The 20,314-nt window shown below is 45.5% G+C and carries 20 protein-coding genes; 4 read left to right on the forward strand and 16 right to left on the reverse strand.

Features of this window, described 5'->3' with window-relative positions:
• Window positions 1–20 precede the first annotated feature (20 nt).
• From MKX75_RS18880 to lpdA, 3 genes are all read right to left on the reverse strand, one after another.
• A complete protein-coding gene (locus MKX75_RS18880) occupies window positions 21–1,007 on the reverse strand; it encodes an alpha-ketoacid dehydrogenase subunit beta (protein ID WP_062835245.1) in 987 nt (328 codons plus the stop codon).
• A 2-nt stretch (window positions 1,008–1,009) separates the two neighbouring features.
• The gene (locus MKX75_RS18885; protein ID WP_339166397.1) at window positions 1,010–2,038 is read right to left on the reverse strand and encodes a thiamine pyrophosphate-dependent dehydrogenase E1 component subunit alpha; all 1,029 of its coding nucleotides are present in this window, start codon (window positions 2,036–2,038) and stop codon (window positions 1,010–1,012) included.
• Between the two features lie 139 nt (window positions 2,039–2,177).
• On the reverse strand, window positions 2,178–3,602 hold the full coding sequence (gene lpdA / locus MKX75_RS18890) for a dihydrolipoyl dehydrogenase (RefSeq protein WP_339166399.1): 1,425 nt from the start codon (window positions 3,600–3,602) through the stop codon (window positions 2,178–2,180).
• 233 nt (window positions 3,603–3,835) lie between these two features.
• On the opposite strand from lpdA, the gene MKX75_RS18895 reads away from it, so the two are divergent.
• Together MKX75_RS18895 and MKX75_RS18900 are read left to right on the forward strand one after the other, a co-directional pair.
• Complete coding sequence (locus MKX75_RS18895; protein WP_062835248.1) at window positions 3,836–4,153, forward strand: DUF2627 domain-containing protein; 318 nt, start codon at window positions 3,836–3,838, stop codon at window positions 4,151–4,153.
• 65 nt (window positions 4,154–4,218) lie between these two features.
• On the forward strand, window positions 4,219–4,566 hold the full coding sequence (locus tag MKX75_RS18900) for a potassium channel family protein (protein ID WP_062835249.1): 348 nt from the start codon (window positions 4,219–4,221) through the stop codon (window positions 4,564–4,566).
• Window positions 4,567–4,574: 8 nt separating this feature from the next.
• Here the strand turns inward: MKX75_RS18900 and MKX75_RS18905 are convergent, their stop codons facing one another.
• Window positions 4,575–4,787 carry a hypothetical protein gene (locus MKX75_RS18905; protein ID WP_339166402.1) on the reverse strand — a complete coding sequence of 71 codons (213 nt, stop codon included), beginning with the start codon at window positions 4,785–4,787 and terminating at the stop codon, window positions 4,575–4,577.
• 176 nt (window positions 4,788–4,963) lie between these two features.
• Between MKX75_RS18905 and MKX75_RS18910 the strand changes: the two genes are divergently transcribed.
• The gene (locus MKX75_RS18910; protein ID WP_062835251.1) at window positions 4,964–5,563 is read left to right on the forward strand and encodes a thymidine kinase; all 600 of its coding nucleotides are present in this window, start codon (window positions 4,964–4,966) and stop codon (window positions 5,561–5,563) included.
• Window positions 5,564–5,690: 127 nt separating this feature from the next.
• On the opposite strand, the gene MKX75_RS18915 is transcribed toward MKX75_RS18910, so the two are convergent.
• From MKX75_RS18915 to MKX75_RS18935, 5 genes are all read right to left on the reverse strand, one after another.
• Window positions 5,691–6,167, reverse strand: coding sequence for a hypothetical protein (locus tag MKX75_RS18915; RefSeq protein ID WP_017687614.1), 477 nt, complete (start codon window positions 6,165–6,167; stop codon window positions 5,691–5,693).
• Window positions 6,168–6,701: 534 nt separating this feature from the next.
• Entirely contained in the window at window positions 6,702–7,352 is a 651-nt protein-coding gene (locus MKX75_RS18920; RefSeq protein WP_062835252.1) for a hypothetical protein, read from the reverse strand.
• 203 nt (window positions 7,353–7,555) lie between these two features.
• Window positions 7,556–8,593 carry an NAD(P)/FAD-dependent oxidoreductase gene (locus MKX75_RS18925; protein ID WP_062835253.1) on the reverse strand — a complete coding sequence of 346 codons (1,038 nt, stop codon included), beginning with the start codon at window positions 8,591–8,593 and terminating at the stop codon, window positions 7,556–7,558.
• Between the two features lie 159 nt (window positions 8,594–8,752).
• Window positions 8,753–10,726 carry an AraC family transcriptional regulator gene (locus MKX75_RS18930; RefSeq protein ID WP_076333248.1) on the reverse strand — a complete coding sequence of 658 codons (1,974 nt, stop codon included), beginning with the start codon at window positions 10,724–10,726 and terminating at the stop codon, window positions 8,753–8,755.
• Window positions 10,727–10,914: 188 nt separating this feature from the next.
• Window positions 10,915–11,406: an ABC transporter substrate-binding protein gene (locus tag MKX75_RS18935; RefSeq protein WP_254847950.1), complete on the reverse strand. Its 492-nt coding sequence runs from the start codon at window positions 11,404–11,406 to the stop codon at window positions 10,915–10,917.
• Between the two features lie 294 nt (window positions 11,407–11,700).
• Here MKX75_RS18935 and MKX75_RS18940 point away from each other — a divergent pair, with 294 nt between their 5' ends.
• Window positions 11,701–12,513 carry a FlxA-like family protein gene (locus tag MKX75_RS18940; protein ID WP_076333250.1) on the forward strand — a complete coding sequence of 271 codons (813 nt, stop codon included), beginning with the start codon at window positions 11,701–11,703 and terminating at the stop codon, window positions 12,511–12,513.
• 290 nt (window positions 12,514–12,803) lie between these two features.
• Here the strand turns inward: MKX75_RS18940 and MKX75_RS18945 are convergent, their stop codons facing one another.
• The 7 genes from MKX75_RS18945 to MKX75_RS18975 all read right to left on the reverse strand — a co-directional run bounded on the left by MKX75_RS18945 (window position 12,804) and on the right by MKX75_RS18975 (window position 20,314).
• On the reverse strand, window positions 12,804–13,760 hold the full coding sequence (locus tag MKX75_RS18945; RefSeq protein ID WP_339166404.1) for a GGDEF domain-containing protein: 957 nt from the start codon (window positions 13,758–13,760) through the stop codon (window positions 12,804–12,806).
• Between the two features lie 379 nt (window positions 13,761–14,139).
• Window positions 14,140–14,946: a sporulation transcription factor Spo0A gene (gene spo0A, locus MKX75_RS18950; protein WP_062835258.1), complete on the reverse strand. Its 807-nt coding sequence runs from the start codon at window positions 14,944–14,946 to the stop codon at window positions 14,140–14,142.
• 195 nt (window positions 14,947–15,141) lie between these two features.
• The gene (gene spoIVB, locus MKX75_RS18955) at window positions 15,142–16,470 is read right to left on the reverse strand and encodes a SpoIVB peptidase (protein ID WP_076333251.1); all 1,329 of its coding nucleotides are present in this window, start codon (window positions 16,468–16,470) and stop codon (window positions 15,142–15,144) included.
• Between the two features lie 120 nt (window positions 16,471–16,590).
• Window positions 16,591–18,309, reverse strand: a complete 1,719-nt coding sequence (recN, locus tag MKX75_RS18960) for a DNA repair protein RecN (protein WP_062835260.1) — start codon at window positions 18,307–18,309, stop codon at window positions 16,591–16,593.
• A 55-nt stretch (window positions 18,310–18,364) separates the two neighbouring features.
• Window positions 18,365–18,814 (reverse strand): transcriptional regulator ArgR, encoded by a 450-nt coding sequence (gene argR, locus MKX75_RS18965; RefSeq protein ID WP_062835261.1) that lies wholly within the window; start codon window positions 18,812–18,814, stop codon window positions 18,365–18,367.
• Between the two features lie 84 nt (window positions 18,815–18,898).
• Complete coding sequence (locus MKX75_RS18970) at window positions 18,899–19,384, reverse strand: hypothetical protein (protein ID WP_062835262.1); 486 nt, start codon at window positions 19,382–19,384, stop codon at window positions 18,899–18,901.
• An 84-nt stretch (window positions 19,385–19,468) separates the two neighbouring features.
• Complete coding sequence (locus tag MKX75_RS18975) at window positions 19,469–20,314, reverse strand: TlyA family RNA methyltransferase (RefSeq protein ID WP_062835263.1); 846 nt, start codon at window positions 20,312–20,314, stop codon at window positions 19,469–19,471.

Here is a 20,314-nt window from a genome sequence, read left to right on the forward strand (position 1 = left end):
AAACGATCCATATAACGAAATTAAAACTCGGCAAGTGTACGCATTGCTGCTTTGGCTTTGTCCTTGCTCAGCATGTAGAATTTCTCCAATGTTGGGCTAATTGGCATGGCCGGCACGTCAGGTCCGCAGAGACGCTGAATTGGTGCATCCAGTTCAAACAGACATTCCTCACTAATAATCGCAGCAACTTCGGCACCTACACCACCCGTTTTGTTATCTTCGTGTACAATCAGCACTTTGCCTGTCAGACGAGCGGAAGCAATAATCGCTTCACGGTCCAACGGTTGCAATGTGCGCAGATCCAGCACGTGTGCTGTAATGCCTTCTTCACGTTCCAGCTCCTCAGCAGCCTGCATTACAAAATGCAGTGGCTGGCTGTAGCCGATCACCGTAATATCCGCACCTTCACGAAGTACGTTGGCTTTACCAATCGGAACGATGTAATCATCTTCTGGCACATCTTCCTTAATGAGCTTGTAACATTTTTTATTTTCAAAAAAGAGTACCGGGTCCGGATCGCGAATGGCCGCCTTGAGCAGCCCTTTAGCATCGTATGCCGAGTAAGGAGCAATAATTTTTAGCCCCGGTGTACCAAAGAAGATCGATTCCGGACATTGGGAGTGATACAACCCACCGAAGATGCCACCACCAATTGGGGCGCGGATAACGATCGGGCAACTCCAGTCATTGTTGGAGCGATAGCGGATTTTCGCCGCTTCACTAATGATCTGGTTCGTTGCCGGCAGCATGAAGTCCGAATATTGCATTTCGGCAATCGGCTTCATGCCATACATCGCTGCACCAATAGCTACACCTGCGATAGCGGATTCGGACAAAGGTGTATCCATGACACGCATTTCGCCAAACTGATCCTGCAACCCTTTGGTCGTGGTGAACACGCCACCTTTGACCCCTACGTCTTCACCAAGGATAAAGACATTCTCATCTCGCTCCATCTCTTCTTTCATCGCGAGACGGATTGCATCAATATATTCCATCACTGCCATACTTACCGTCCCCCTTCTTCGCTGTCCGCATAAACGTGCGTCAGAGTGTCCTCAGGTTTCGGATATGGCGCGTTGTCTGCATATTCAGTCGCTTCTTTCATTTCCAACGCAAGCTGGGAAGCCAGATCCGCATCCCGGGCTTCGTCCCAGATGCCGCAATCAATCAGATAGTTCTTCATGCGAAGCACGCCGTCCTTCTTCCAGTTCTCTTCAACTTCTTCCTTGGTCCGGTAAGCCAGATCATTGTCAGAAGTGGAGTGAGGAGATAGACGATACATCATCGCTTCAATCAGTGTAGGTCCTTCGCCTGCTATGGCACGTTGACGTGCTTCCTTCACAGCAGCGTATACTTCAAGTGCATCGTTACCATCTACCCGCAGTCCGGGGAAACCGTAACCGAGCGCACGATCCGATATTTTACCACTAAGCTGCTTGTGAATCGGTACCGAAATCGCATACTGGTTGTTCTCACACATAATAATGACAGGCAACTTGTGTACACCTGCAAAGTTGGCTCCCTCGTGGAAGTCGCCCTGGTTGCTTGATCCTTCACCAAATGTAACAAAAGAAACAAATTCTTGCTTCTTCATTTTGGCAGCCAATGCAAATCCGACAGCGTGCGGAACCTGTGTTGTAACCGGGCTGGAACCCGTCACAATCCGCAGCTTTTTGTGACCGAAGTGACCCGGCATTTGCCGACCGCCACTATTCGGATCTTCCGCTTTTGCAAAAGCAGACAGCATCAACTCACGCGGAGTCATGCCTACCGCCAATACAAATCCATAATCGCGGTAATAAGGTAAATAATAATCGTGATCCCGATCCAGACCAAAAGCAGCGCCTACTTGCGCAGCTTCCTGTCCTACACCGGATACGTGAAAGTTAATTTTGCCAGCCCGTTGCAAGAGCAAGCAACGCTCGTCAAACTTGCGTGCGAGCAGCATGTATTTGTACATATCCAATACTTCACCATCGCTAAGTCCCAGCTGTTGATGCCGGTGGACCGCGTCTGCAGTACCTTGTGAACTCATATGAGGTACCTCCTTTTAATCAGAGCCTGCGCAAACCTTACTACCCGATCTTATAACCTGGTACTAAGACTTGGCTTAACCTTATTATAATCCCTTTTACCCAAAAAAGGAAAGGACCTTTCTCATAAGCCTGTTTGGCTTACATTCCAATGGCCTTTCCATCGACCGCGAGCATGGCTTCACCCATGATTTCCGACAGAGAAGGGTGTGGATGAATGGTTTGTCCGACTTCCCAAGGTGTGGCATCCAGCATCTGAGCCAGAGAAGCCTCTGCGATCAATTCCGTCACATGGGTGCCAATCATATGTACCCCCAATATATCATTCGTCTTGGCATCTGCGATCACCTTCACGAATCCATCCCGACTTCCGTGAATGAGCGATTTGCCAATGGCCGAAAATGGGAACTTGCCTGTTTTGAGTTCATACCCACGTTCTTTGGCTTCACGCTCGGTGAATCCGATGCTAGCTGCTTCCGGACGTGTGTACACACAGCGCGGAATACGATGGGATTCCACAGCATGTACCGTTTCCCCCGCCAGATGATTGACAGCGAGAATGCCTTCATGACTTGCGGCATGTGCAAGCTGTAGACCGCCGATGCAGTCTCCAATGGCGTAGATGTGACCTTCACCGGTTTGTAACTGTTGGTTCACAGCGATGAAGCCACGTTCCAGTTTGATATCTGTATTTTCCAGTCCGATATTTTCGACATTGGCTTGACGTCCAACCGATACGAGCATTTTCTCCGCTCTCAGCGTTTCCTGCTTATCGTCACCAAGCTGCACATCAATCTGGATGCCCTCTTGATCCGTGCTATATGTTTCTGTTAGAACCTTGGCACCCGTTAGGAAACGAACACCCCGTTTGCCAAGCAATCGCTGCATTTCTCTGGCAACATCTTCATCCTCGGCAGGCAACACATGAGCTGCTGCTTCAACCACAGTGATATCAACGCCAAAGTCATTCAGCATGGATGCCCACTCCAGTCCAATCACACCCCCACCAACAATGATGAGTGATGCAGGAAGCTCATCCATACGCAGTGCTTCGTCACTGCTCATAATAAACTTACCGTCCGGTTCCAGGCCCGGTAGGACGCGTGGACGTGAACCGGTAGCAATGATGAGATTGGTTGGTACAACCGTATCCATCTCGCCATCTTCGAACTCTACAGCAACCGCTCCGCTCTGCGGGGAGAAGATGGATGGTCCAATAACGCGACCGTTCGCGTGTACGACCTGAATTTTATTTTTTTTCATCAAATATTGAACGCCCTGATGAAGCTGCTCCACAATCGCATCCTTGCGCGCCTGCACTTTGGGAAATACAAGGGTGGCTCCAGCTGTCTCGATACCATACGTTTCGCTCTCCTGAATCTCGGCGTACACTTCCGCGCTTTTCAGCAAAGCCTTACTCGGAATACAGCCACGATGCAGACAGGTTCCCCCAAGCTTGTCCTTCTCAATAATAACGACCTGTTTCCCCAGCTGTGCAGCCCGGATCGCGGCTACATATCCACCGGTCCCTCCTCCAAGTATTGCAACATCACATGTAATTGGCATCTCTCATGCTCTCCTCTATGAATCAAATTTCAATATCATTTATTAAAATAATGATGGCTTGAATCATGGTTTGGCTTATACCCTCTATATGCCATTGTACTCTCCTTGAGCGGTCAACTCAAAATTTGAAGCGATCATACATGGACAGCCTATGCATTCCAAGCTATGATGGAATAAGGTATGATCTGTAAGCGTAACCTTTATTTAATGTCGACTTTGGCAGAAAGGGTATAATGCTCATGAATACAAGATTAGTCTTTGCGCGATTTCTGGCGATTGTTGTTCTGGTCATTCCCGGTTTAATGGCAATGAAGGGTTTTCTGATGATGAAAGATGCCCTGTTCCTATATTATGCCGAGCACGGGAACGAACTGATCTCACCAGGTTTCCAGTGGCTTTCCTTTGCCGGTGGACTTGTCCTTTTTGCGGCAGGTATGAGTTTCCTGGGAGGCTGGATCCTGTTCCGTGACCGCAAGCGTAATTATGTAGGTCCCCGTTTCCGGTCCAAAAGTGTACCCGAAAAAGCAGAGACGCCCGGAAGGACTCCATGAGTCCGGGCTTTTTGTGTGTCTATACAACACGTACCGACAACTTTACATAGACAGGATGGATCATCATGGTTTCATTTCTAATCACGTTACAAAGACTGCTCAAGGGCATTTTCCATGCGTTTAAAGACCCCAAGTTTCTGGCTCTGTTCGCGTTAACGGCAGCAACACTGCTGTCAGGCACTTTGTTTTACACTCGTGTTGAAGGTCTGCACTGGATTGATGCGTTATACTTCTGTGCGGTTACTTTGACTACGGTGGGACATCCTGATTTTGTGCCATCCACCGGATTCAGCAAAGCCTTTACCGTGATCTACATGTTTGCAGGCATTGGCCTCACCTTTGCCATGATTGCCAGAATTACAGCAGGTATTCTATTCCCTCGCAAATTAAAGACAGAAGAGGACCCGGAGTAATCTCCGGGTCATTCGTATAAGGCATCCCGCAGTTTGGTAGACATACGTGATTCTTTGGAAGAAGACTTCAAGATCGTTCTGCGCAACGTCAGGTTACTTGCCTGCAGTCGCTCCGCTTCTGCGAACAGTTCTGCAAATAAGGCCTGCGCCGCTTCATCTAGAGATCCCTGTTCTTTCAGGCTTTCATATTGCGCTTGAAATGATGTTAATGCTTCACTCATCGTAAACACCTCTTTTCCATAACTCCTATTAACAGCTGCCGGAACCAATAGCTTAACAATCCATATAGTAACACAAAGCTGCACAGATTAGTTCTGGCTCTTTCCAAAGATTTTGTGGTACTCTGTAATGGTCGCTTTTTTTGTTGAATCCCGTATGTGAGAGGAGTAGCAGCACCGTGCAAACAGGACGTATTACCGTAATTACTGGACCCATGTTCAGTGAAAAATCCGGTGAACTCATTCGCCGTTGTCAGAAATTAATACAATTTGGCCGTAAAAAGGTTGTGGCCTACAAACCAGCCGAGGATGATCGGTTTGCCCAGGACGAGATCGTAAGCCGAATTGGTTATCGACTCCCTGCCCATTCCATTCCCCGGCAATTAACCCCGGAATCCGTAGAAATGATCCTGAACCAAACCATAGATGCTGATGTTGTTGCATTTGATGAAGTACAATTTTTCAGCAGTGCCATTATGGAACTCGTCTCGGAGCTAGCGTACTGTGGCAAACATGTCATTGTGGATGGTCTTAATATGGATTACCGTGGTAAGGAATTCGGATATGTCGGCGGTTTGCTCGCCATGGCAGATGACATTGAGAAACTCTCGGCTTTCTGTGCCGTATGCGGTAGCCCGGATGCTGCCTTTACGCAACGTATCGTCAATGGGGAACCTGTTACCTTGGGTCCGGTTGTCATGATTGGCGATTCAGAAGCTTACGAGCCACGCTGTCGTTGCTGCTTCATTCCTCCTCACAAAGTTGAATGCTCATCATAATTTTTAAGATTTCTAAGAGATCTCTGAGATCCTCCAAAAAGCCCTTTTGGGCTTTTTTTGTTTGTGGCAGCGAACCATTGCACAAAAAAGCACCGCTTTGCAGCGATGCTTACAGAATCACTTCCCGCTAGTCCCGGGAAACAAAATATTTGTTGGTCATGTAGTAAGCGTCACCACGTGACGTTTCCACCATTCCTTTTTTTGCATCCAAAAATACAATCTCTTTACACTTCGTGCAGTACCATTTCGTGCGCTTATATGGAGATTCCGTCACGTAAGCCGTGCCGCATTTACAATCAATCTTCATTAATAACTCGGTTGATTTATAAGCACTGGACAAGCGTTCCAGGTTATCCTGCTGCTGCGTAGGCATAATGGTCTGCTGATAATCCGATAAATGATTCTGAACCTTAAAGTCTGCTACCAATCCTGCATTCAATCCAAAAAACTCCTTGCCGATTTCGGTCACGAAGCGCTTCTCATTTCTGTAGCAATCCAGCCACTCAATAATCTGCTTATTAGACAGTGGAACCGTACCCTTGATACCGCTGTTTAAGGTGTAGGTCATGATGTATAAAGTATCGTCTTGTCTACCTGAGTACATTAGAATCCTCCTTCGAATACATTTGCTAATGTACTACAAAAACGCGCATAAATCAAAGAATTGTTATTTCCTGAGCGCATCTCTTCTTATTAAATGGGGAACATTCCTCGTTCATCCGCCAAAGTCTTACAGGAACTGCATACACCTGAAACATTTCCCTGTGGAGCTGCATAATGCACGACCGATTTAACCTTTTTCTTACATATGGAACAGTAGTGCCTCCTTTCCTTTTTTGGGGTGTAGTCCGATAGCTTCACTACGTTTTTGTTCAGTCGGAATCGGCGTAAGAAGCCCGGCCATTTCATCTCGCTTCACTCTTTCTTGTTCGCCTACTTTTGTAGTCGTTTTTTTGCTCTGGGCTAAAAATCATCGCGCCTTTTTTTATGTATACGATTCCAAGTTGTGCATGCCTATCTCATAATCTATTCGACGTTTTGAGCGTTTTTCCTGTTTTTAATCTCTACACATATAAAAAAAACCGACATAACCTGCTTTCTTACTTTCGGAAGAACAGCATTTTAGTCGGTTCCAACCTTATTTATAAAAAGTTCCCAGAACGTCCAGCTCTGGTGAGCGCTCAATTCGAAAAGGATAAATATATCCCTGATTCATTCGGGTAAATTTGCGGCTCCACAGGTCCAGTCCGGATGTGAACTGATAGGCCTGGTATATAAACTTGGAGCAGTAATTGCGCTCAATACTGCGCAGATTGGTCTGTAAACGGTAAAATTTGACCTGTTTGTAATGATCCTGTACCCACCCGGCTGCCTTCATGCCTGCCTCATTCAGTCTGGAACGGAATACAATGAAGCGATCTCCTTCATAGAAACGTGTAAGGTACCAATCCAATGAGTCCGCAAATACAGGCCCATAAGGGTGCACATGATACACTTTCCCATCGAGTCCGATAATGCCCATATGCCCGGCGTAATAGGTGGATTCCGAGCTTGGTGTGTACACGATATCCCCTGGCTCCAGCTTCATCTCCCCCAAAGCGTTGATGGGTAAATCCTGATGTAACCGTTTGGCTGCTGAACGTTCACGCCGCCCTTCAACAAACAAGCGATGAAGTGCACCGGCAAGTGCGAGATACATTTCGGACCATTTGATCTTTTTCTTATCAGGTCGTTTGAACCACCGCTGGATGAAGGTGAAACCTCGTTGTGGTTGTGAACCCTTCTTCATACGCTGCACTCCACTCTCATCTATTTTTATATATAGTTGTCATTCTACAGTTTCTCAGGCTTATTATAGACATTTGGTAGTGTATATTCAATTCGATAGCCGTTGTGTCTGATGAAATTATGCCTTCTTATTACCCATTTTATGCAAAAAAGATGACTTTGGAATGAACCCAAAGTCATCTTAATCGTATCCAAACGCAGACTTTATTCTTCTACAACACCAAGAGCTTTATTTTTCTCCTTAAAGCGGCTGTTATGGGAAGAAACATAAGCCACTTTCTCCGCTTCAGGGTCCATGTATAACTTCGCACTGTTTACCGCGAGGGCTGCATCCGTGAAAGTACCCGCAATCAGGTACAGTTTGCTACCATAATCTACAAAATCGCCTGCGGCGAAAACGCCAGGAATATTCGTTTGCAATCTCTCTGTCGTAGTAACATGCCATTCTCCAAGATCAAGTCCCCAATCCCGGATTGGACCAAAATCACTCTTCATGCCATGGTTTACAATGACAGCATCCACTTCAAGCAGTTCAGTTTCGCCTGTGTCCACGTGTGAAATGGTCACTTGCTCAATCACATCACCACTCAAACTATGCAGTGTCTCTACCGCATAAGGTGTCCGGACATCTACAGAGGATTCTCTCATACGCAGTACATTACGCTCCAGCCCGCCAAAGCGGTCACGACGATGCACAACGGTAACTTGCTCTGCCAGTGCTTCCAGTTCATTTGCCCAGTCTACAGCAGAGTCGCCACCACCTGAGATCAGGACGCGTTTACCACGGAATGGCTCCAGTTCCTGCACCGTATAGTGCAGATTGCTAACCTCATAACGGTCTGCACCCTCAAGCTCCAACTTGGCCATTTTATATATACCGTACCCGATTGCCAAAATGACAGTACGTGTCCAGTGTTGTTCACCTGTTGCTGAAGTTAAAAGAATCGTGCCATCAGGTTGACGTTCGAATCCTTCGATCTGTTGTTCAAATACAAGCGTTGGCTCGAAAGTTCGTGCCTGTTCTTCCAATTGTTTGATCAGATCTTCACATAGAATTGGCGTCACACCTCCAACATCCCAGATCATTTTCTCCGGATAAAAGAGCATGCGACCGCCCAATCTGTCACGTGCCTCAATCAACTTGGTCTTCATATCCCGCATGCCGCTATAAAAGGCAGAGTACATGCCCGCTGGGCCACCGCCGATAATGGTTACATCATAAAGTTCCAACTGCTGATTCATATTAAAAATACCTCCGTTAATTCGATCCAGAACATCGAGTATTTGATATCGATTCTCATTATCACTTAAATCCTAGTTTAATGGTAATCTTATCAAATTACAATGGCTAAAAAACAAACATTTCTTGTACAAAACTTCTATCAACAAGTTCGCTCTTGACTATTGTGCTCTTGGAGCCACCAACAGCTTTTCCACGACAAAATCAAGTTGTTTATTGATTGAATAAATATCCGAATAATAGAAGAAATCGAAATCAATCTCAATCAGACGACCTTCTTTGATCGCAGGGATGCTGCTCCATATTGGATTATCCGTCAAGTTATCTGCTCCTTCATACACCGAGCGAAATACATAATCCCCGATATATTCAGGAAGTACTTCCATGGAGATGTTGGAGCCGGCCGCGTCCGAAACCACATCAATTTTTTTCTGTACAACTTCAGGTGCTTTCATCCCCAAGTACTCATATACCGCCTGAGATCCCCGGCCAAATTGCTTGCTCTCTACAATGACCATACCTTTCAAGCCGCCCTCCACTATGGAGATTGTTTTGTCAAGTATGCCTGCATCTGCAAGAGTCTTCTTACTCTCTTCAACTTTGGTGTTGAGATTAGTGATTAACGTCTCCGCTTCCTGCTCTTTGCCAAAAATGCTCGCTATACTATGGAGTCTTTCTTCTGTAGACAATTTCTCATACGGAATATATACCGTAGGTGCAATATCTTTTAATAACGTATACGTCTCTTCTGAAGGAACAATGATCAGATCCGGATCAAGATCAATGACAGCTTCAGGATTCGGTTCGAACCAGGTACCCAGTGCATTTACACCTTCTAGCTCACTCTTGTATGCAGCCCCGTCATATACATCTGAGGTAGCGATTGGCTTAACTCCAAGTGCGACGACATCCCCCTGGAGATACAAGACAACAACCCGTTTGGGATTGGCTGGAACAACCACATCACCCTTAACCGTTGAGACTGTGCGTGTTTCATTGTCTTTGTTCGTCTGGCTTCCGGTGTCTGATGACACTGCCGTACTGCTGTTATTGGAACTGGCACCTGTTCCTTCGCCAGCTGCTGGTGTTTGTGCTGTACCTGAAGAACAGGCTGCAAGGAGCATCGTTATGCTTAATAATGCAACCATGATCATACTGGAACTTGTTTTTCTTCTTTTCATTGATGTAGACCCTCCGTCTATATATTGATAATGATTCTCATAATCAATATATCCCGACTTCCACCTCCGGCCAATGGACGATTCAGAGATTTGCAATGGACGATCCTCTCTTCGCGCCTCTTCTCTCATCTTTCGTTGGTATAGAATCGGAGAGATTCCCACATGTTTTTTGAAGATACGACTAAAATAATACACATCCGAATAACCCACTTCTGCTGCAATTTCACTCAGCGTTGCATCCGATCGCAAAAGGAGATTTCGAGCCTTGGCGATTCGGGTCTGAATTAAATAATCAATCGGACTGTAACCTGTCTGTCGTTTGAATTGCATGGATAAATGCCGGGAGCTATAGTTGAATTGTTCAGCCAAGAAATCAAGGGTGACCTGTTCTCTATAATGGTTCTGTATGTAACGGAGCGTTTGTTTCACCGGATCAGCAAGCTCTGTTTTGATCTCCTGCTCTGCCAGCTGAACCATCATTTCATGAATGAATTGATAAAATAAACTTTTCGTATGAAGCAGATCCAAACTGCCGGACTGTGCCCATGCACCTTCAAGCTCATCAAGGTACCGTAACAACCCAAGAGGACTACTTGGCGTAAAACCATATTGCAAAGAGAACGGTGCAACCTCAGGCTGTGCCAATAACCACTTTTTGCGATAGCTAGGAAAGGCCAGGAATGCTCTGTAATAGAGCAGAATATATTCAAAATCTTCGTGGGTTTGGATATCCAGTGAAGATCCTTTTGCCCCATGAAGCATGTGAAATCGCTCTGCCTTATATGTTTGTCCATCCAACTGAAGCACAGCCGATCCACGTATCGTATATATAAAACCATTTGCCGGAAGTATATAGGAACTCAGTTGTTCCCCTGCCTCCATAACGATCCGGCGTATATCCAGAACCTTAACAGCGGCAAGATTCCAGTATTTCATCTGTTCGTCTAATTGCATCGAATACTCTCCAATCCCAGTCTCACCCGGTACAAAGACCTTACAAGGTCATCATTCTGCCACACATCCTTTTACATATGAATAGCAGAGGTTCACTAATATCTCTTTATTATAAATGATAATAATTTTCATTATCAACTGTAATTTAGACTGGAACTGGATTTCATCTTATCAAGCACACACTATGCTTATTTTTGTTCAGAGATCTTCGTAAACCACGCGGCCAATTCCTCGGTCTGATCCAATGTTGCAATCGGGTCAAAGTACCAGGAACGATCCGGGCTCCAGATAAACACTCGATCATTCTTAACCGCATCCAGTGAGCTCCAGACCGGTTTGGATTTCAACTCTTCCAGGGTCAGATTATCTGCTGTTAGAATGATGTAGTCTCCGGCAAATTCAGGAATCGCTTCCGATGAAACTTCAACCAGTTGATCCTTCATTAAGATCTCTTTTATTAACCTTCCAAGATCGTTTCTCCCTCCACTAGGCAGGTTCGCTTTGTACATCAAGTAATATAAGCGTAATCCGGCTTCGCCGGCTTGAATTACCAACTTACTCCCTTTTCCCCCATGAAGAACATAAAAGCGGCTCACTTCATACGTTTGGTTGTCTATCATCACTCCGGCCTCACCTTGAAAGGTGAGGACAAAAGTACTTGTCGGAAATTTGTATTTCATCTCGTATGCCTCGAGTTCCATGTATCGGATATCTGTTATACTCACCGCAGCATAGCTCCAGAGTATATAATAATCATTCCACATTTTGCTAACCCATCTCCGTCTACATAGATTGTGTCTAAACTTCTATCTACTCACTTATTGATAACCATTATCAATTTTTAGGATGAAGTACGCAATACAAGCGACTTAAATGAATCCTTTTAGATGAAATAAAAGCTATTCAAATCCTTCTCTTAACATCCGATATATGTAAATAGAACCATGATAAAGCGTAGAAGGAGAACAGAGGATATGAATTCAATCTCATCTGCAACCAAAAGCAGTTTTACTCCCGGGAATCAAGTCTCCAATCGGGATAAAGAAATCCAGGGACTTATGCAGCAGAAGATTCGACTTAATGAAGAAATGCAAGGGGTAAAATCCAATGACGAGTTGGATACCAAAACTAAAGCTCAGCGAATTAAATCCTTAACAAGCTCCATATCCCAGATTGACAGTCAGATTGCGCAAATTAAATCTGAGGAATTGCAGGAAAAGAACAAATTAAGACAGCCTGAAAAGGCTCAACAGCAACAACCCAAACCAAGTGACGAGACTCAAGCCCCTTCACTGGATCATCTCATTAAACATAGTCAGACTTATGATCAATTGGGTAAGCTGGTCGGTTTGCGGGATCGCATGCAGGGCTCCATTCAGACCACCGAAGGAGAAACCCGCTTCGACCGACTTGTTCTGGAAATCAATCCTCCCGGAAATGAACTCGATCTCGGCAAATCAATGATGCTGGAAAATGCAGAGCGCACCGTCTTTCAGGCAAAGCGAGAGGTCGTCCAGGACATTAATGCGCAGTTGAACAAGGTCAACCAGAAGATTGGAGAACTAGTGGAAGAGATCCATCAGCCCGCACCTAAAGAAAAGGTACTACCTCCTAACTCTGCAGCCTCTGGGAAAGAAGATCAGGAAGTAAATGAGGTAAAGAAAACGGGAAGTAAGGAGAAGCCATCCGATGGTGGAACCACAGATCAGGAATCCGGAAACGGCCCGCAAACTCCGGCTTCTGCATCTCCTGCTGCTTCATATCCATCCGTCGATATTCGAGTCTGAGTACGCTCTGATCAAACATGCTTATATGTATACATATTGGGGTTGAAGTGTTTTCTTTTCAAAACACTGCCTTCGCCCCGCACGCATCAAATGATAGAAAACCGCTAGGACAGGTGACTTACTCCTGATACGTAGCGGTTTTTCTGCATTTTAACGTATGGGTTCATGCGAAGCCTAGGCTTCCGAAGAAGCTTTCATACAAAAGGCTTTTAGATTCACTTCTTCAGGTTCTTTCTGTCCTCTTCGTTCTCACATAAATGTTTATTTCAATTTATATTGGATATTTCTTATTAGCATGGATTACTGACGGTATCATTGGCACAGATGATGCTGCCAGCAATCGCTTTACAACCTTTTTTGATGCGTGTGGCCTCATCGATAATTTGATCGATGTTTTCATAATTTTGCTTGCTGTTGGTTACAACCGCGATGGAAACAGACACGAGAGGAATGGGCCGATTCAGCCCGGAGCGTCCCTCCCCCAGAACATATTGATGAAGCCAATCACGTTCGTTGTAGAACGTCTTCTTCATCTCCTCAAAGCCTGAAATGACTTCCTCACTTATATGCTTGTAATCATGGTGATTCAGAATCGCAATAAAATCATCACCACCGATATGTCCAAGAAAAGCTTCAGGGAAAACAAAAAGCTTGCGAAGCAAGTTAGCTGTCGCCTGAATAAGCTGATCTCCCATTTTGAAACCGTAGCTATCATTGTAGGATTTAAACTGATCAAGATCGACGTACAGTACGCTAAAATGGTCCAACTGAAGAGCCTGAGACAGCCTTTCATCTATAATATGGTTCCCGGGAAGGCCCGTTAGCGGGTTCATAAAAATCGCCATTTCGGCACGTACATCAGCAACAGCAAGCAGCAAACGACGAATACTCACAGCTCCAAAGAAACTGTCCCCCGATGTGACCAGCACAAGGTCATATATTTCCCCTTCATCTCGATCCATGGCGAGAACACTGACAGCTGTAATCTGTTCCGAATAATCCACCACCAGTGCCTGCGTATTCATCACCAGTTCTACAGGACGTCCCATATACAGATTATATCCATACTGTGTGCCAATCTGCTGAAAGAATCGGGGTCGCATCATTAACGACACACCCTTCTCCCCCATAACAGCTATACCTTCGAGATGAGGATTGGACTTGAAAAGATGATAAACGATATCGCATTTTGTATCAGATCGCACTACAGGAATTGGTTCAGCAATCTCGCCTATTTGCGTAAACATACTATTCTACTCCTCTGTTCGTAGCATCTAATCCGTACTTCCAAATTATATGTAGGTCTTTGTCAATGGTCACATCGTACCACTTTCTACTAGAAAAAGCGTTAACTGAAGGTAAAAGTTTATAAATTATTTCCTTTATCTGAATTTTTCTATAGGGAGCTTACTTTAATGCTTGATCTCAAAATTCAGAAACAATCATGCAAAAATACCGTCAATTATTGGATATTTTAAATCCAATAATTGACGGTATTCGTTGACATATATGATAGAAGTTTAGAGGCATGAAATGAAGGAATTCAAATATTGACCGCCAAAATTCATTTGGTTAGAATCTAATCTGAATCCAAAATTTCTTGCCCAATCACTACTCCTGACCCTTTCAGCTTACCTTATGCTCAATTCTCAGCTTGTCAGCAACCATCGCGATGAACTCAGAGTTCGTCGGCTTCGACTTGCTGATGTTAATTGTATAACCAAACAAGTGGCTGATGCTGTCGATGTTACCGCGAGTCCAAGCCACTTCAATCGCATGACGGATCGCTCGTTCGACGCGGGATGGCGTGGTTTTGAATTTTTCGGCAATCGCCGGATACAGTGTTTTGGTGATGGCTCCCAAAATTTCGATATTGTTATACACCATCGTAATCGCTTCGCGCAAATACTGATATCCCTTAATATGCGCAGGAACACCGATTTCATGTATGATGGACGTAATACTGGCATCCAGATTTTTGTGTTTGCCCATTGGTACGACATTGGATTTCATGAACATGGATGAACCGCTGCTTGTGGACATCGCCGTCTGGGTTCCCACGAGTTGACGCACACGATTCGCGAGCACTTCCATGTCAAACGGCTTAAGAATGTAATAGGAAGCTCCGAGTTGCACGGCACGCTGTGTGATATTCTCTTGTCCGAATGCCGTAAGCATAATGACTTTAGGCTGTGGAGACAGGTTCAGGTTGCGCAAGCGCTCAAGCACACCCAGTCCATCCAGATGAGGCATGATAATATCCAGAATCAATACATCCGGCACATCCCGAGTTTGCTCCAGCAATTGCAGTACTTCTTCTCCATTGTATGCAATACCGGTTACTTCCATATCTTCCTGCTCAGATATATATTCGGCAAGCAAATTCGTAAATTCACGATTATCATCGGCCAGCAATACCTCAATTTTTTGCAAAACGGTATCCTCCTTTAAATTAAACATCGTTTCGTACATTTCCTTACAGGTTAAATTTTCGACACAGCAAGTTAAATTCCTCCTGTCGAAAATTATTTTTCTTTATTTTTTTTTCTTGATCCTATATAATAAATAATTTATTTCATTATCCGATATATTATGTTTCCTTTCGACAAAAAAGAACCTCAGGGCTGTTTATCCAGCCTTGAGGTTCTTATCGTTTTCCTTTTTCATCATAACGCCAGCATCTTGTAACATCCATTCAATGAAGCAACCGTAACCCGATTTCGGATCATTGACAAATACGTGAGTAACTGCACCAATCAATTTACCGTTTTGCACAATAGGGCTACCGCTCATGCCTTGAACAATGCCTCCGGTCTTATCCAGCAATTTCGGGTCCGTAATTCGAAGTACCAGACCTTTCGTCGCTGGCTCGGATTGATCTGCTACATGAACAATGTCAATGGAGAAGCGTTCAACTTGTTGACCGTCAACCACGGTAAGTATTTCGGCCGGACCTTCTTTCACTTCATGAGAGAAAGCGACGGGAATGCCTTTCGAATACAGACTGTGCTCAGGATTTCCGGACATTTTACCAAAGATGCCAAAAGCCGTATTACGTTCAATATTGCCCAAAATTTTGCTTTCCTTAAGGAAATGAGCACGTTTTTCACCCGGATCACCGGTCTCACTCTTCGAAATTGACGTTACATTGGACTGAACAATCTGACCACTACCCACAACAATAGATGTCTGTGTGTTCATATCTGTAATGACATGGCCCAGTGCGCCATATACGCCCTGATCGGGAGCATAGAAGGTAAGTGTACCAACACCGGCTGCAGAATCACGAATGTACAAGCCCAGCCTCCACGCTTGATCCTCAGAGTCGTATGCCGGAGTCAATCGTGTCTTAACCGTTTCCTTACCACGCTTTAATACAACATCGATGCCTTTTTTACTTTTGCCTGCAAGTTCAACGGCCTCGGAGACGCCTGACACGCCATCCAGACGTTTACCATCCATATGCGTGATGAGATCCCCAAGCTTGATGCCCGCTGTTTCTCCGGGCGATACACGCTCATCCTGACCGGAACGGACCAGATGATGTCCGACCACCAGAATGCCCGCCGATTTAACCTTGACGCCAATGGTTTGACCCCCGGGTACAACACGCAAATCCGGAATCACATTCACATGCACTGTTTTGACCGGAATTTTACCCCACAACTTTAACGTTAATTTGGCATGTCCCGTTTGTTGGGGGTGAAGATGCAAAGGTTGTTGCCTGGTAACATGCATCGCAGCCTGATCATCCAAACCAACGATATCAGGACGATCTACAACGGCGCTTGAAGCAGCGGGTACAGCGAGCCTAACATCAGCTTGCCTGCCAGCAAACACCTGCAATTCATCGGGCAGTGAAGCATAACTTTGCACAGGCTGAACAGCCTGGCTAATCACACAAAGAAAGAAGGCAAATAAAAGACCTAGCAATTTCTTCCTGAGGGGGGAATTCAATGGCTGTCACACTCCCTTTGCTTCTTTCGCTTGACGAAAGGTGGTCGCCAATTGCGTACCTATAAGATAACCTCGCCCCCAGGCTTTTATTACTGTCAAACATTACGCCAGCCGTTCGTTTCACCCTTTTTTGGCTTCCGCCAAATTCAGCATTTCCTGTGCGTGATGCAGCGTTTTTTCTGTAATTTCCACGCCGCCGAGCATACGTGCCAATTCCTTCACTCTGCCTTCGTCTGACAGCGATTCCACCTGTGTCATCGTCCGTCCATCGTAGACATGTTTCTCGATGAGGTACTGATGATCTGCCATACAAGCCACTTGTGGCAAGTGAGTTATTGAGAAAACCTGACAAGTCGAAGACAAGCGGAACAGTTTTTCCGCAATGGATTGTGCTGCTCTACCGCTAACGCCTGTATCGACTTCATCAAAAATCAACACAGGTATCCGGTCATGTCGTGCGAAGATACTCTTCATCGCCAGCATCATTCTCGACAACTCACCACCCGAAGCAATCTTGCCCAATGGTCGCAGTGGCTCACCAGGGTTCGGTGAGATCAGGAATTCTGCGTTGTCCGCACCTTGACGATTCAGACGAATACGGCGTCCATTCCATTCAATGCCCTTTGGATCTTCAAATGGAGTGATCTGAACACGCAGTGTAGTTCTCTCCATCTGCAGATCCTTGAGCTCACTCTCCACCTGAGCAGCCAGCTCCTCGGCACATTGTTTGCGAACCTTGCTGAGTTCTTCAGCAGACTCCATCACAAGGTTAAGCATTTTGTCACGTTCAGCTCGCAATTTCTCAAGCCGTTCGTCCTTGTTCTCCAGCTGGTCGGTTTCATGGCTAATCTGATCATAATAACTCAGAATGAGTTCAACACTGTCCCCGTATTTCCGTCTGAGGCCAGAAATCAGGTTCAGCCTTTGCTCCACTTCTTCCAGCCTTGCCGGATTAAATTCGATCTTCTCCCGGTAATCCCTTAACTGGAATGTCGCATCTTCCAATTGATAAAATGCCGATTGCAACTGCTCTACAATCGGTTGCAGACCTTTGCTATCGTAGCCAGATATGTCTTCAATTCTAGAAAGAGCAATGCTCACAGCTTCAAGCCCGCGTTGACCACTGAGCAGGTCATATGCACCAGCAACACTGTCCATCATTTTCTCACTATGGGATAGTTTGACCCGTTCTTCCCCGAGTAATTCATCCTCACCTCGTGTAAGGCTTGCGGCTGCGATTTCTTCAAGTTGAAAGCGATACATGTCTAAGAGCTGATATGCACGCTGACTGGACTCCTGAAGCGCACGCAGTTCTTTTTCCGCCGTGATAAACTTGCTGTAGCGCTCCTGATACTTCGCTTTGATCGGTCCGATGACTTCCGAGCCATAGGTGTCTAGAAGCCCCAGATGGCTCTCAGCGCGCAGCAAACTTTGATGTTCATGTTGCCCATGGATATTAATCAGCTTCTCGCCAACTTCTCTCAGCATCGTCAGATTGACCAATTGCCCGTTAATGCGGGAAGTACTTTTTCCCTGTGTATTCAGCTCACGCCGAATGACCAAATGCTCTTCCGGCTCACAATGGATACCCAGCTTCTCTAACGTCTGCCATACCGGATGACTCTGCTCCATCTCGAACAGGGCTTCCATCTCTGCCTTCTCACATCCATACCGGATCAGATCCGCTGAACTGCGCCCACCGGCAATTAAGCCAAGTGCATCTATAATAATCGACTTCCCCGCACCCGTTTCCCCTGAAAGTACATGGAACCCCGGATGGAATACGACGTCAACTTCTTCCACCACAGCCAGATTGCGAATCGATAAAGTAACTAACATCTGCAAAAACACCTCCGGATGACTAACTCAGAAATTATGTTTTTGAACCATTGCTTTAAGCAATATAACCCATGATGCGTTCAATAACAGTCACGCTGTTATCTTCAGTCCGGCAGATAATGAGGATGGTGTCATCTCCACAGATCGTTCCCATGACTTCATTCCACTCAATATTATCAAGCAAAGCTGCAATGGAGTTGGCTGTTCCCGGCAAACATTTCATCACAACCAGATTGTTCGTGTGATCTATGTGCAGGAAATTGTCCACGAGTGCACGCTTCAACTTTTGAATCGGATTATATCGTTGATCTGTCGGCAAAGAGTACTTATACCGTCCATCATCCATAGGAATCTTGATTAACAGAAGCTCTTTGATATCCCGGGATACCGTCGCCTGAGTCACCTGAAAACCTGATTGGCGCAATGCTTCAACCAGATCATCCTGGGTCTCAATTTCATTTTGACTAATGATTTCTCGAATCTTGATGTGCCTTTGTCCTTTCATACATGCCTCCAGTTAAATGTATTGCAATAAAGCAGCAAGTGTAGTTCGCCGCAGACTTGGCCCTGCAATGTTCATTCTTTTATATTAGTCCAGATCATCCCCATCATACACATCTTCCTGATAGTCCATGAGCCTGATTAACTTAATATCGGAATCCTCGACGTCAACATACAGCAGCCCTTCACAGCCCGGATATAATAACAGATAATTGAGGAAGCGATCCCTTAACGCCGGTCCGGTCATTTCAAGTGGTTGTCTGCGACGAGACGTCTTCACCAGATATCTGAGATCCTCACGTTCTGCAACATAGTCAATGAATAATCTGCTGTAATAAACGGATTCATTGGCCTCAAAAGCCAGAGGGACTTTCATTTTGCCACCGATGACTTCGTAACCCTGGGCTTCAAGCAAATCCAATGCCGGGGAATCCTGAATTTTCACGTTCAGTTGCATTCCAGACAAGCTTACCGGCATCGGCCGGTTCACCCAATTACGCAAGCCGAAGAACAGCCACAAGATCAAACAGACAGCAAGTACACCTATAACGATTGTGTCATATTGTCCATCCATTATCGCTCACCTCGAAGATATATTCGAGATCCAGTAACGATTTCCCTTTACACCAATCATCTTCCCAGCGAAAAGAAACCCATCTTATGATGAGTTTCCCGTAAATGTATGAGCTGCTTCCTTCGCAACTTGCTCCGCAAGTGCATCAAGTGAAGCTGGATCGTTCTCTGGTTGTGTTGCATCTGGTGCTTCCAGACGCCAATGTGCGAGAAATTCTATATTACCTTCTCCACCGGTAATGGGTGAAAAAGTTAAACTCTGCAAATGCAAACCAAGTTGACTCGCAAAATGAAGCATCGTCTGCAATACATCCTTGTGTACCTTCGTATCACGTACCACACCGGACTTGCCTACTTTTTCACGCCCTGCTTCAAATTGAGGTTTAATCAATGCTACGATATCTGCAGGTTGATTCAAAAGGGCCAGAAGTGGCGGCAATATGATTCGCAATGAAATGAACGACACATCAATGCTCGCAAAATTCGGCACAGGTCCCGTCAGATCTTCGGGAGTCACATAGCGAAAATTGGTTCGTTCCATCACGGTAACCCGCTCATCATTACGCAAAGACCAGTCGAGCTGATTATAGCCCACATCAATAGCGTATACATGAGACGCACCATGCTGTAGTGCACAATCCGTAAAACCACCGGTGGATGAACCGATGTCGAGCATGACAAGTCCATTCATATCAAGGCCGAAATGACGGATCGCTTTTTCGAGCTTCAATCCGCCTCTGCCGACATAAGGATGTACCGAGCCTTTAACTTTCAGCTCGGCTTCCCTTGGAATCTTCATGCCCGCCTTTTCGATCGGCTCATTATTGGCGTACACCAGTCCAGCCATGATTGCAGCCTTTGCCTTCTCACGACTTTCATAATAGCCCTGCTCAACCAGCAGAACATCAATTCGTTCTTTCGGGAGTGACAT

Origin of the sequence: Paenibacillus sp. FSL R5-0341, from assembly GCF_037975235.1 — a bacterium.
GTDB classification, from domain to species: Bacteria; Bacillota; Bacilli; order Paenibacillales; family Paenibacillaceae; genus Paenibacillus; species Paenibacillus amylolyticus_A.

What these genes read in the sequence shown, in the direction of transcription:
- MKX75_RS18880 (WP_062835245.1), bottom strand. Translation starts at nt 1,007, where the DNA reads ATGGCAGTGATGGAATATATTGATGCAATCCGTCTCGCGATGAAAGAA.
- MKX75_RS18885 (WP_339166397.1), bottom strand. Translation starts at nt 2,038, where the DNA reads ATGAGTTCACAAGGTACTGCAGACGCGGTCCACCGGCATCAACAGCTG.
- lpdA (WP_339166399.1), bottom strand. Translation starts at nt 3,602, where the DNA reads ATGCCAATTACATGTGATGTTGCAATACTTGGAGGAGGGACCGGTGGA.
- MKX75_RS18895 (WP_062835248.1), top strand. Translation starts at nt 3,836, where the DNA reads ATGCTCATGAATACAAGATTAGTCTTTGCGCGATTTCTGGCGATTGTT.
- MKX75_RS18900 (WP_062835249.1), top strand. Translation starts at nt 4,219, where the DNA reads ATGGTTTCATTTCTAATCACGTTACAAAGACTGCTCAAGGGCATTTTC.
- MKX75_RS18905 (WP_339166402.1), bottom strand. Translation starts at nt 4,787, where the DNA reads ATGAGTGAAGCATTAACATCATTTCAAGCGCAATATGAAAGCCTGAAA.
- MKX75_RS18915 (WP_017687614.1), bottom strand. Translation starts at nt 6,167, where the DNA reads ATGTACTCAGGTAGACAAGACGATACTTTATACATCATGACCTACACC.
- MKX75_RS18920 (WP_062835252.1), bottom strand. Translation starts at nt 7,352, where the DNA reads ATGAAGAAGGGTTCACAACCACAACGAGGTTTCACCTTCATCCAGCGG.
- MKX75_RS18925 (WP_062835253.1), bottom strand. Translation starts at nt 8,593, where the DNA reads ATGAATCAGCAGTTGGAACTTTATGATGTAACCATTATCGGCGGTGGC.
- MKX75_RS18930 (WP_076333248.1), bottom strand. Translation starts at nt 10,726, where the DNA reads ATGCAATTAGACGAACAGATGAAATACTGGAATCTTGCCGCTGTTAAG.
- MKX75_RS18935 (WP_254847950.1), bottom strand. Translation starts at nt 11,406, where the DNA reads ATGAAATACAAATTTCCGACAAGTACTTTTGTCCTCACCTTTCAAGGT.
- MKX75_RS18940 (WP_076333250.1), top strand. Translation starts at nt 11,701, where the DNA reads ATGAATTCAATCTCATCTGCAACCAAAAGCAGTTTTACTCCCGGGAAT.
- MKX75_RS18945 (WP_339166404.1), bottom strand. Translation starts at nt 13,760, where the DNA reads ATGTTTACGCAAATAGGCGAGATTGCTGAACCAATTCCTGTAGTGCGA.
- recN (WP_062835260.1), bottom strand. Translation starts at nt 18,309, where the DNA reads ATGTTAGTTACTTTATCGATTCGCAATCTGGCTGTGGTGGAAGAAGTT.
- argR (WP_062835261.1), bottom strand. Translation starts at nt 18,814, where the DNA reads ATGAAAGGACAAAGGCACATCAAGATTCGAGAAATCATTAGTCAAAAT.
- MKX75_RS18970 (WP_062835262.1), bottom strand. Translation starts at nt 19,384, where the DNA reads ATGGATGGACAATATGACACAATCGTTATAGGTGTACTTGCTGTCTGT.
- MKX75_RS18975 (WP_062835263.1), bottom strand. Translation starts at nt 20,314, where the DNA reads ATGTCACTCCCGAAAGAACGAATTGATGTTCTGCTGGTTGAGCAGGGC.